The 12287-nt window shown below is 69.0% G+C and carries 9 protein-coding genes; 5 read left to right on the top strand and 4 right to left on the bottom strand.

Going from position 1 to position 12287, the window contains the following annotated elements:
* Positions 1-15 precede the first annotated feature (15 nt).
* A complete protein-coding gene (locus G154_RS22195; protein WP_019514380.1) occupies positions 16-345 on the top strand; it encodes a DUF732 domain-containing protein in 330 nt (109 codons plus the stop codon).
* Positions 346-349: 4 nt separating this feature from the next.
* Here G154_RS22195 and mbtM read toward each other — a convergent pair whose 3' ends face one another.
* The 4 genes from mbtM to G154_RS22175 form a co-directional block, all read right to left on the bottom strand.
* On the bottom strand, positions 350-1933 hold the full coding sequence (gene mbtM, locus G154_RS22190) for a long-chain-fatty acid--ACP ligase MbtM (protein ID WP_019514379.1): 1584 nt from the start codon (positions 1931-1933) through the stop codon (positions 350-352).
* Positions 1934-2184: 251 nt separating this feature from the next.
* Positions 2185-2958, bottom strand: coding sequence for a hypothetical protein (locus G154_RS25670; RefSeq protein ID WP_019514378.1), 774 nt, complete (start codon positions 2956-2958; stop codon positions 2185-2187).
* 53 nt (positions 2959-3011) lie between these two features.
* Positions 3012-3554, bottom strand: coding sequence for a putative immunity protein (locus G154_RS22180; protein WP_019514377.1), 543 nt, complete (start codon positions 3552-3554; stop codon positions 3012-3014).
* Positions 3555-3571: 17 nt separating this feature from the next.
* Positions 3572-4450, bottom strand: a complete 879-nt coding sequence (locus G154_RS22175) for a hypothetical protein (RefSeq protein ID WP_019514376.1) — start codon at positions 4448-4450, stop codon at positions 3572-3574.
* Positions 4451-4659: 209 nt separating this feature from the next.
* Here G154_RS22175 and G154_RS22170 point away from each other — a divergent pair, with 209 nt between their 5' ends.
* The 4 genes from G154_RS22170 to atzF are packed head-to-tail and all read left to right on the top strand — an operon-like array spanning position 4660 to position 12279.
* Complete coding sequence (locus G154_RS22170) at positions 4660-5514, top strand: urea amidolyase associated protein UAAP1 (RefSeq protein ID WP_031601402.1); 855 nt, start codon at positions 4660-4662, stop codon at positions 5512-5514.
* Positions 5511-6221: an urea amidolyase associated protein UAAP2 gene (locus G154_RS22165; protein ID WP_019514374.1), complete on the top strand. Its 711-nt coding sequence runs from the start codon at positions 5511-5513 to the stop codon at positions 6219-6221. Before G154_RS22170 ends, G154_RS22165 begins: the two co-directional genes overlap by 4 nt.
* The gene (gene uca / locus G154_RS22160) at positions 6218-9823 is read left to right on the top strand and encodes an urea carboxylase (protein WP_019514373.1); all 3606 of its coding nucleotides are present in this window, start codon (positions 6218-6220) and stop codon (positions 9821-9823) included. Before G154_RS22165 ends, uca begins: the two co-directional genes overlap by 4 nt.
* On the top strand, positions 9820-12279 hold the full coding sequence (gene atzF / locus G154_RS22155) for an allophanate hydrolase (protein WP_019514372.1): 2460 nt from the start codon (positions 9820-9822) through the stop codon (positions 12277-12279). The genes uca and atzF overlap by 4 nt, the downstream gene beginning before the upstream one ends.
* Positions 12280-12287: the final 8 nt, after the last annotated feature.

Genomic DNA, 12287 nt, shown 5'->3' with positions numbered 1-12287 from the left:
GACTACCGTCGGGGTATGCGCAGCAGTTTGTCCCGTGGAGTCCTCGCCGTATCCGTGGCGGGGGCGGCCGCACTGCTGGGCGCGCCCGCGGCCGGCGCCGACGAGAACACCGAGCGCGCATACCTCAACGCGCTGCGCAATGCCGGCATCATCCCCGGCTTCTACACCCCCGCCACCGCGCTGGCCAGCGGCCACGAACTGTGCACCACCATGGACGGCGGGGTCAACCAACTCGACGTCGTCGACGTGGTGATCAACGCCGACAAGGTTCCCGAGAACGTGGCGACGTTCATGGTCGGTACCGCGACCATCGCGTTCTGCCCGTGGAACTCGATGAGCGGTTAGGTCATCACAGTCGGGTCGCGGTGACCTCGAGTCCGCGTTTGACCTCGAGCCGCCGCAGCTTGCCCGATGATGTGCGCGGCAGGGTCCCTGGTTTGACGAACACCACCTCGGCGGGCACGACACCGCAGCCCGAGGCCACCTCTCTCATGAGCTCGGCTCGAGCGCCCGCCTCGTCCGGACCGCGGAACTCGGCCGTGACCACCAGCCCGGGACGCACCGAACCTTCGCCGATGCCGACCGCCACCACGGCGCCCTCCCGCACGCCCGGCACCCGGGCCGCGATCCGCTCGATCTCGGCGGGAAAGATGTTGCGCCCGGCCATCGTGATGATCTCCTTGGCCCGACCGCAGACCACCAGTCCGCCGTCGACCAGGTAGCCCAGATCGCCGGTGCGGAACCATTCGTCGGCAGGGTGCGGGTGTTCGCCGAGGTAACCGGACATCATCGAGGTGCCCCGGATGGCGACTTCGCCGACCTGCCTGCCGGAGACCTCGGTGGCGACCCCGTCGGAGGGTTCGATGCGCATCTCCATACCCTCGATCGGCGTGCCGAGCACCGCGTGTCTGCGCACCGCGCTGCCCTCCTCGGTGGTGAAGGTGGTCTCGTCCACGCGCAACCCCTGCCCCGGAACGGGAACCGTTACCGCACAGGTGGATTCGGCCAGACCATAGGACGGCGAAAGGGCTCCTGCGGCGAACCCGAAGCGGGCCATCTCGACGGCGAACCGCTCGGTGAGCTCGCAGCCGACGGGCTCGCCACCATTGAGGGCGAACCGCACCGCGGACAGGTCGACATCGGCGACGCGGCGGGAGTACTTTCCGATCATGCCGTAGGCCATGTTGGGCGCTGCGGTCAGCGAGGCCCGGCTCTCCGACAGCCAGTTCAGCCACCGGAACGGTGAGGCCTGGAACGCCGCCGTCGGCGCCTGCCATACCTCGGCGCCCGCCAAGGCTCCGGCAAGCAGGAAGGTCAGCCCCATATCGTGGTAGAGCGGTAGCCAGGAACATCCCACATCGTCGGGCTGCAGACCGATCCGCGTGCCCAGACCGCTGAGATTGGCCAATACCGCGGCCGGTGGCAGCTGCACGGTCTTCGGGGCGCCCGTCGAGCCCGCGGTTCCCTGCAGGATCGCGGTCGGCGCCTCGGCGTCAGGCTCGGCCATGGCGCCCGGCCGGCCGACGGGTGCCAGGTCGGCTAGTTCGACAATGGGCGGCACCTGCCCTGCGGTGCAGATCTGCTCCAGGTAAGCGCCCTGGCTGGCCACCAGCTGCACACCGATACCGCGGAACCGCTCCAGGGTCGCCTGCGCCCACTGGGTGGCATCGGCACCGCGGATGGGTCCGGGCAGGATGGACACGGCGGCACCGGCGTAGAGGGCGCCGATGATGGTCGAGACGAGTTCGGCGGTCGGCGCACCGACCAGTCCCACCCGGCGGATGTCCTGGTCGAGCAGCCGCTCGGCGGCGGTGCCCGCCCTGGCATGGATCTCCTGCCAGGGATGGCGCGACCATTGCTTGTCGGCGAGCAGGACGAGGTCCCGGGGACTGCGGGACAGGGTGTCGGCCAGCGCTGTGGCAAGCACATTCATCGCAGGCTCCGACAGCCGCTCGACATGGTGGCGACGTGAGCAGTGCGCATCCTGATGCGATCCATGACCGGAAACTATATGACCTTTGCCAAAATCGGGCCCCTACGCTGACGTCGACGACAATTCAGTCTCTACGGCCTGGTGACCGCACCCGATGCGACGTGGACAGACACCGGATTCATGCCGAATCGGTGGCTGAGCGGCCTCTCAGCAATGGCAGAACCGCGCGCTTTGCAAAGGACAGCGCGGTGTCAGTTCCCTGGTTCACCGGGGGTAGGTGCACCCGGCAGCGCGGGAGCGCCGGGCGGTGCCGGGGGCGCCGGCGCCGGCTCGGTCGGCGGATTGCAGATCTGATCGAGCTTGGTGTTCTGCTCGTCGGCGTCCTTGAGTCGCTGCTGCTGCGCGGGATCATTGGTCGGAATCTCGGCGATCGCCGCAGCGCCGACGTCCATCAGTGTGTTGCCGAAGTCGCGAGCAGCATCGGCGAGCTCGTCGGGGGTGGCGGGCTCGACTCGGTTGAGCAGGAACTGTCCGCCGCCGAGCAGCGCGAGTCGCGCATTGGCCGCGACGGCTATCGCCGCACCGAAGTTACCCTGGTTGGCCGCGGGTTGTTGCATTGCGCTGCTGTTGGCGACGCCGACACTGACGAGGGCGAAAGCGTCACAGACCTGCGCCTGCGACTGCGCCCGCTGCTCCTCGGTGAACGTTTCGGCCACGGGCGCGGCGGCAGCGGCCGGGCCGCTGTTGACCGGATTGCGCCACATGTAGGCCGATGCCCCCAGTGTGGCGATGGCGACGAGCATCGCACTGACCGCGATGACGGCGGGCCCGCGGGTGGATCCGGTCTCGTCACCATCTGAATCGTCATCGTCGGAATCGTCAGCGGGGGCCGAGGTGTCGGCCGCCTTGCGGGCGGCCTTCTCGCCGGACGTTTTCTCGCCGTCGGTCTCGTCGACGCCGGCGCTGTCGACCTCGGTGCTGTCGACTTCGGTGTCGTTGACCTCGGGTTCGTTATCGTCTGGCACGTCGGCAATCCTAGCAACGGGGCACACCCCGACCCGCGTCGCTCATGGGCGCTTCACCGGCTACGTAGCGCGCTGTCCAGCGCAGATATCAGCTGCGCCACCCGGTTGGAGGCCGACGTATGCGGCGGGTATCTGCGCAGCACATCGACAAGGCCGGGTTCAGCCCGCCGCCGCGCCGATTCCAGTACCCGCGCCGCAGCAAAGGGACCATCGACGATCTCGGCGATCCGCGCGGCATTCGCGTCCGCCCGCAGGATGTGGCCGACCTGGTGCGCCTTGGCGATGGGGTGCAGGTATGCCGCGCATGCCGCGTCGCCGGCAGCCTGGGCGGCCAGTCGCGCCGATTCGGTACCGGATTCGGCCGCCGCGCGGTGGGCATCCATCGACGCCAGCCGCTGCCACCGACTGCGCGGCGCACCGGTGATGAAGGCCCGAGCCGCCGCCACCGCCGCACCAGGACGCGGATCATCGGGGCGGGCGGTCTCGTAACCGGGGATCAGCGGCTCCGCCGCTTGGGCAATCAGCGGCTCCGACGCGTCGGCGACAAAGCACGCCACCAGACGTAGTTCCTCGACGGAAAGGTCGAAGTCGGCCACGCTCGTGATTGTGCCCGTCAGTTCAGCTCATAGCGACCTGGTGCCAGCTCGGCGTGCTCCAGGAACACCTGCATGGTCGACAGCATCTGCCAGTGCAACCGCTGCAGGCGCCGGGCGAGCTCGGGACCCGGCTCGAAGACAGCGGGCCCCTCGCTCGGCGGGGGCGGCAGCACCCCGAGAATGCGCGCCATGTCCACCTCGATGAAGGTGAAGTCTCCGTAGGGTCGCTTGGGGTCCGCGCCGGCCGCCGGGAACCGGCCGGCGGCCAACCGGTCGGCACACTCATACGGCGACGGCCAGCGGATCTCGATACCGCGCAGCAATTGCAGGTGTTCCGGCTCCACGAGAACGCCGTAGGCGCCGAGACCGAGATCCTCGTCGCGGAGTTCGCCGTACCCGCGCAGAACGGCACGCAGCCGAGGCGCCGTCACATTGCGCATCCGGTACTGCCCAGGCTCCAGCACGGCGTGTCGCAGGAAGCGAGCCAGCACGAAGTACATCTCGACATGTCGCCTGGCGAGCTCGTCGACGGCGTCGGTCTCGAACACCTCGCCGAGTTGGGACAGCAGATCGGCGCGGCCATAGGGGGCTGTGGGATCGAGGCAGGGCGCACCGCGTTCGGCTCCGTCCCACCCGAGGCGAGCGTGGCGGAGCAGGTCGAGGTGGGCGGCGGTGATGTCGAACGCTCCGGCACCGAACCAGCCGCCTCCGTCGACAGTGACGTGTTCGTCGGGGTCGCACCAGAGTGCGTGCACGGAATCGGGTGATTCGATGCCCGGGCCAGCGAACATATCGTCGGCGGCGCGCGCCAGGGCCGATTGGTGTTCGTCGCCATGGCGACGTGCCCGCCGGTAGGCGCCGACGAACGAGACCATGTACTTCGCGCGTTCGAACATCACATCTCCCACCGTCGTCGCGCGATCGAGGATAGCCCCCCAATACCTGTCATTTGACAGAAACATAGGCCACCCGTTGTTAACAGTCCCCGAATCATCGGTTACATCGACGCAACCACGACAGCGCGCTCGCCGCGAAAACTGTCATCTGACAGAAAGTCCGTTCCGACGGACTCCCGACTGCGCGAGAGTGATCAGTGAGCACCTCTGTGTCGAGCACATCCGAAACGGCCACCACCGCCGGCGCCAGGGCCCATGCGCGTGCCCAACACGGCAGGACCGCCGAGTTCATGCGCCATCAGCCGGCATCGGCGTCACCCACGGTGCCTGCCGGCGTGGCCGCCACCGACCTGGTCTGGTCGGAAACCGTTGCCCCCGGCGGATATACCAGCGCGGTGCTGGCTCGCGGCACCCGCATCCGGCTGACCGATACCGACGGCGATGCCTGCGCGCATCTGCTGTTGCACCGCTCCGACGCACCACACGAGCGGCTCAATGTCGCCGATACGGTGAAGGTGCCCTGGCAGGCATACCTGGGATCGGGGCATCCGTTGCTCAGCGGTTTCGGGCGCGTCCTGGCCACACTCATCGACGACACTTCCGGACGGCACGATGCCTTGACCGGAACATCAACCCGTGCAGGTAATCTGGATCGTTACGGTGCATCCGCTCCGGAGTCCGGCTCGCCCGCCGGCCGCGATCTGTTCACCCTCGCCGCGCTCAAGCACGGACTGGACCGCCGCGACCTGCCGCCCTCGGTGTCCTTCTTCCAAGGCGTTCGGGTCGACGGTGACGGCGCGCTGCGGTGGCTCGGGTCCGCCGGCGCCGCCACCACGGTGGACCTGCTGCTGCACGTGGACACGATCATCCTGCTGGCCAACACCGCCCACCCGTTGGACCCGCGAGGGCAGTTCACCTGCTCGCCACTGCAGGTGCACGCCTGGCGCGCCACGGCCGACCTGGATCGTCTGGTCAGTGGAGAACTGTTGGGGCCGTTGGGCCCCGAGCACGCTCAGGCCATCGCCAACACCGACGCCGACCTCACCGCAAGGGGGCAGCTGTGACCACTGTCGAAATTCCCGCTCTGATCCCCGGGACCGTCGTGCTCGACGAGCACGTCGCCGCCCGCGCCTCATGGTCGGCGGTGGTCGGTGCCGGTGACGTCCTGACGATCGTCGACCTGGCCGGCAATCAGGCCGTCGACTGCCTGCTGTACTCGGCCGCCGATACCGGAGTCCGATACTCGGCACCGGAAACCATTCGGCGCCAGGGCCGTATCACGCTGACGACCGGGTCGGTACTGCGGGCCGACACCGGCGACGCGCTGATGACGGTCGTCGCCGACGAGGTCGGGGTGCACGACACGCTGGGCGGCGCCTGCTCGAAGGAGTCCAACACGCTGCGCTACGGACAGCACACCCGCGCCCAGCACGGCTGCCTGGACAACTTCCTGCTCGAGGGGTCACGGCACGGGCTGGATGCCCGCGATATGGCCAGCAATATCAACTGGTTCATGAACGTGCCGGTGGATCCCGACGGTGCGCTCGGGATCGTCGACGGGTTGTCCGGTCCCGGCAAGCGCGTCGCGCTGCGCGCGGAGATCGACACCCTGGTGCTGGTGTCGAATTGTCCACAGATCAACAACCCCTGCAATGCATTCGACCCCACACCGGTGCGGATGATCGTCACCCGCGCCCGGGCGAGCGAAGCGACGGGAAACACCCCCCGGGCGAGCGAAGCGACGGGGATCAAGCCAGGAGCCCGACCATGAACCACACCGTCCTGATCGCCAACCGCGGCGAGATCGCGGTGCGACTGCTCAAGGCCGCAAGGACCCTCGGCATGCGCACCGTCGCGGTGTTCTCCGACGCCGACCGGGGTGCACCGCATGTCACCCTGGCCGATCGGGCCGTGCGGATCGGCCCCGCCGCACCACGCGACAGTTACCTGCGCGTCGATGCCATCCTGGACGCCGCCGCGGCCACCGGCACCACCATCGTGCACCCGGGTTACGGATTCCTCTCCGAGGATGCCGATTTCGCGACCGCCGTGGAGCACGCCGGCATCTGCTTCGCCGGTCCGAGCCCCGCACAGTTGCGTGAATTCGGCACCAAACACACCGCGCGGGCGGCGGCCCGCGCCGCCGGAGTCCCCATCTTCGCCGGTTCGGATCTGCTCGCAGATCTCGACGCCGCGGTGTCTGCCGCCGAGGGCATCGGCTATCCGGTGATGCTCAAGGCCACCGGCGGTGGGGGCGGTATCGGCATGCAGGTGTGCCGCAACGCCGACGATGTGCGCACCGCCTATCAGCGGGTGGTCGCGCAGGCAGAGCGCAGCTTCGGTTCCGCCGGGGTATTCGTCGAACGCTACGTCGAGAACGCCCGGCACGTCGAGGTCCAGATCTTCGGTGACGGCACCGGACGGGTGCTGTCCCTGGGTGACCGGGACTGTTCGCTGCAACGCAGGCATCAGAAGGTCATCGAGGAGGCCCCCGCGCCCGCCCTGCCCGATACCGTGCGGGAACAGCTGCACGCAACCTCGCGTTCACTGGCCGCCTCGGTGCGATACCGCTCCGCGGGCACCGTCGAGTTCGTCTACGACGCCGCCCGGCGGGAGGCGTCGTTCCTGGAGGTGAATGCCCGCCTGCAGGTCGAACATCCCGTGACCGAGGCTGTCACCGGTGTCGACCTGGCCGGCTGGATGCTGCGGTTGGCCACCGGCGACACGACGATGTTCGACGAGCACCCGGCCGGTACCGTCGCCGTCACCGGTCATGCCGTCGAGGCGCGGATCTACGCCGAGGACCCCACCCGCGACTACCGGCCCAGCACCGGCATCATCACGAAAGTCGGATTCCCCGAACCGGTCCGGCACCCCCATGTCCGGGTCGACGGCTGGATCGCCGATGGCAGCGAGGTCACCGCCTCCTACGACCCGCTGCTGGCCAAGGTGATCACCGTCGCCGACGACCGCGACACCGCGCTCGACCGGCTCGACGAGGCGCTGGCCGAGACCGTGTTGCACGGTATCGAGGTCAACACCGGCATGCTCGGCGCCGCCATCGCCCACCCGGATGTGCGGGCAGCGCGGCACAGCACCTCCACGCTGGCCGACGTGCACGATCCGCGGCCCCGGATCACCGTGGAGCGACCCGGCCTGCTGACCACCGTGCAGGACGTGCCGGGCCGAGTCGGCCTGTGGCAGGTGGGTGTACCGCCGAGCGGTCCGATGGACGACCTGTCCTTCCGGCTCGGCAATCGCGCACTGGGAAACCCCGAGCAGGCCGCGGGCCTGGAGTGCACCGCGTCCGGTCCGGCGCTGCGGTTCAGCCACCCCACGACGGTGTGCGTCACCGGGGCCGAATGTCTGGTCACCGTCGACGGTGTGCCCGCGCCGATGTGGGAACCGATCGATATCCCCGCCGATGGCGTGCTGGACATCGGCGCCGCCGAGACCCTCGGGCTGCGCACCTATCTGCTGCTGGCCGGCGGGCTGGACGTGCCCGATTATCTGGGTAGCGCCGCCACCTTCACACTCGGCCGTTTCGGCGGGCACGGCGGGCGTGAGCTGCACGCCGGTGATGTGCTGCGCGCCCACCCCGTTGCGGTCGATTCCGCGGTCCCGGTTCCGCCGGAAGGTCGCCCCACATTCGCCCGCGAGTGGGAGCTGGCCGTCACCGAGGGGCCGCACGGAGCCCCGGAGTTCTTCACCCGCAACGATATCGACACCCTGTTCGACGCGTCGTATCGCGTGCACTTCAACTCGGCGCGCACCGGGGTGCGACTGGAGGGCCCGAAACCGCAGTGGGCTCGCCCCGATGGCGGTGAGGCCGGTCTGCATCCGTCCAACATCCACGACAACGCCTACTCGGTGGGCGCGCTGGACTTCACCGGGGACACCCCGATCCTGCTCGGTCCGGACGGGCCGAGCCTGGGCGGGTTCGTCTGTCCGGTCACGGTGATCGCCGCGCAACGCTGGAAGCTCGGACAACTACGCCCGGGTGACACGGTCCGGTTCGTGCCGGTACGCGCAGCGGATGCACCCTCGCGTGCCGACCTGAGCCCTCGCCGGGTCGCCGCCCCCGTACGGCGCGGTGACGGGGACGACGGTGTGCTGGCCCGCCGCCCGGGTGTCGCCGGTGCACCCGCGGTGACCTACCGGCGCAGTGGTGACGACAACGTGCTCGTCGAATACGGCGATATCGTCCTGGATCTCGCGTTGCGGGCTCGGGTACATGCCCTGCACACCCGGCTGGACGGTAGCTGTGCCGGAATCCTGGATCTGACGCCGGGCATCCGGTCGCTGCAGGTGCATGTCGACCCCGACGTGCTGCCGATATCACGGCTCTTGGGTCTGCTGTCCGAGATCGAGGACGAGCTGCCGGCCTCCTCGGAACTGGTCGTGCCCAGCCGCCGAGTCCGGTTGCCGCTCAGCTGGGACGACCCCGCGACCCGGGAGGCGATCGCCAGGTACACCTCAGGTGTGCGTGAGGATGCGCCATGGTGCCCGTCGAATATCGAATTCATCCGTCGCATCAACGGCTTGGACGCCCAGGCCGATGTATACGACACGGTCTTCGCCGCCGAGTACCTGACACTGGGATTGGGTGATGTCTACCTGGGCGCACCGGTGGCCACCCCGCTGGATCCGCGGCACCGATTGGTCACCACGAAGTACAACCCGGCCCGCACCTGGACCGCGGAAAACTCCGTCGGTATCGGTGGCGCGTACCTGTGCATCTACGGGATGGAGGGCCCGGGTGGCTACCAGTTCGTCGGGCGTACCACCCAGGTCTGGAGCCGCTACCGGCACACCGCGCCGTTCGAACCGGGCAGCCCGTGGCTGCTGCGGTTCTTCGACAGGATCTCCTGGTACCCGGTGTCGGCGGAGGAACTGCTGGAGCTGCGCGCCGACATGGCCGCCGGACGAGGCGATGTCGACATCACCGAGGGCACCTTCTCACTCGCCGAACACGATCGCTTCCTGGCCGACAACGCCACCGATATCGCCGCATTCCGTGACCGGCAGGCCGCGGCGTTCGCCGCGGAACGCACCGCATGGGAGCGGGCCGGTGAGTTCGACCGTGCCGAGCGGGCCGCCGCCGATGCCCCGGTGTGCACCGACGAGATCGTGCTCAACGACGGCGATCACCGCATCGACGCACCGTTCTCCTCGAGTGTGTGGAAGGTCGACGTCGCCGTCGGCGAGCAGGTCGTCAGCGGCCAACCGCTGTTGGCGCTGGAGGCGATGAAGATGGAGACGGTGCTGCGCGCACCGTCGGACGGTGTGGTGACCCAGATCCTGGTCTCCGCCGGGCATCTGGTCGATCCCGGTACCCCACTGGTGGTCGTCGGCACCGGAGCAGGAGCATGAGCGCGGTCGAGCGGGTACGCGCCGCCTACGATGCCATCGACGCGGCACATCGACCGGAGATCTGGATCACGCTGCGGCCGTTGGACGATGCACTGGCCGACGCCCAGGCCGTGGACGACGCCGGACCAGGCCTGCCGTTGGCCGGTCTGGTGGCCGCAGTCAAGAACAACATCGACGTCGCGGGCATCCCGACGACGGCGGGTTGCCCGAGCTATGCCAACCGGCCGGCGGACACCGATGCCACCGTGGTGGCCAGGTTGCGGGCGGCGGGTGCGGTCATCATCGGGGCCACCAATCTGGACCAGTTCGCCACCGGCCTTGTCGGCACCCGCAGCCCCTATGGGCCGGTGCGTGATTCCCGGCGACCCGATCACATCTCGGGCGGCTCCAGTTCCGGTTCCGCGGTGTCCGTCGCCCTCGGCCTGGTCGACATCGCACTGGGTACCGATACCGCAGGATCCGGTCGGGTTCCGGCCGCCCTACAGGGCATCGTCGGCGTCAAACCCACCTTGGGTGTGGTGCCCATCGACGGTGTGGTGCCCGCCTGCCGGTCCTATGACTGTGTGACGGTGTTCGCCAGGGATCTCGACACCGCCGATGCCGCCATGGGAGTGATCGCCGGTGGGGCACGGGCATTCCCGCCGGACGCCCGACTGGCCGCGCCGCCGACGGCCCGCGTCGCTGTGCCACGGGAGCTGCCCGGACTGTCTGGAGAATGGGCACGGTTGTTCCACTCCGCCTGCACCGAGCTCACCTCACGGGGTGTCGAACTCGTCGATATCGACCTCGACCCCTTCCTCGCTGCGGCACGACTGCTCTATGACGGCGGCCTGGTCGCCGAACGGCACGAGGCGGTCGGCGCGTTCGTCGAATCTCACCGCGACTCCCCCGATCTCGACCCGACCGTAGCCGGGATCATCGAGTCCGCGGGCACGGTGCCGGCCACCACGCTGTTGCGGGACCGGGTGCGGTTGGCCGAACTCACCGCCGTCGCAATGGCCCAACTCGACGACTGTGATGCCCTGCTGGTGCCCACCACCACCGGCCACCCGACGATCGCCGAGGTGACCGCCGATCCGGTGGCGGTCAATTCACAGCTGGGTGTCTACACCAACTTCTGCAACCTGATGGACCTGTGCGCCGTCGCGGTGCCCGCCGGAAACGATTCGGCGGGAGCACAATTCGGGGTGAGTGTCGTTGCTCGCGCAGGCGCCGATGCGGTGGCCCTCGACATCGCTCGCCTGATCACCGGCGCACCCACGACCACGGATCCCTGGCCGGCGCGGGCCGGACTGGACACCACCACGCTGCTGGTGGTGGGTGCCCATCTGCGCGGCCAACCGCTGGACTGGCAACTCGACGACCGCGGTGCCCGCTGGATCGGGCCCGCTCGCACCGCACCGCACTACCGGATGGCCCGACTGGACACCGAGCCGCCCAAACCCGGACTGGTGCGGGTCGCCCCCGGTGTGGGCACGACGATCGCCGGCGAGTTGTGGTCGATCGGCACCGCCATGCTCGGTGACTTCCTTGCCGCGCTGCCCGCGCCGATGTCACTCGGGCGGGTCGAGCTCGCCGACGGCAGCGAGGTCGTCGGGTTCGGGTGCAGCCTGCAGTCCTGGGAAGCCGGCACCGACATCACCCACCACGGCGATTGGCCCGGCTATCTACGTCGAGTACGACCCGGGACCGCGGTCAGCCGATCCGACCTGATGCACCGCTGCTGGCGACGCACGGCGATCGCCGTGCCCGACAGCGCGATCGACACCACCACCGAGGTGCACTGGTTACAGGCCGGCGAGCTCTACATCGACCTGCGCACCCCGGCAGGCATGCCGGCGGTCACCGGTACCTCGTTGGACACCCTCACCCGGGACGACCTGGTGACCATGTGCCGCCAACAGGCGTTCGCGGGCCGGCTCACCGAGGACGACGGGGTATGGACCTGGCACCGGAAGATCGATCTGCATCCGGCGGAGGATCTGCCGGACCGAGGGCGATTGCATGTGGTTGATGAGGTCCTGATCGAGACCGGCGTCGGCCGCGACTACCACGAGGACTGGGTCGCCGACGGCCCCGGCACCGACAGCGTCGAATTGCTGCTGCGTGACGCCTCCGGCCGGCTCGGCATGCTGCTGCGGGTCGGAGGCCGGTTCGGGTTCGCCCGCGCTCGTGATGCCGACCTGGACGCCGGTGTACTGGCCGACGCCCTCGCCGCAACCGACCTGACGGAGGCCCGGTCGCTGCTCGATATCGAGGTCTCCCTGGGCACCGTAGACGAATCCGGCTGGCACATCACCCGTTCGACGCTTCCGTTCCGGATCGGTGACGACCTGGCACCCGACATCGGCGCGGCCGAGGTCACCACCGCCGAGCGCGATTCTTCCGGTGCGGCCATCAGGCGCCGATGGACCGTCGTGGCCCTCGACCGCGCCGATGACCTACTTCCCCTCTGACTCCCCTT

The sequence above is a fragment of the Mycobacterium sp. VKM Ac-1816D genome, assembly GCF_000416385.1.
GTDB lineage: Bacteria > Actinomycetota > Actinomycetes > Mycobacteriales > Mycobacteriaceae > Mycobacterium > Mycobacterium neoaurum_A.
Note: the sequence above shows the minus strand (reverse complement) of the source record. Positions and strands in the feature narration are given on the sequence as shown.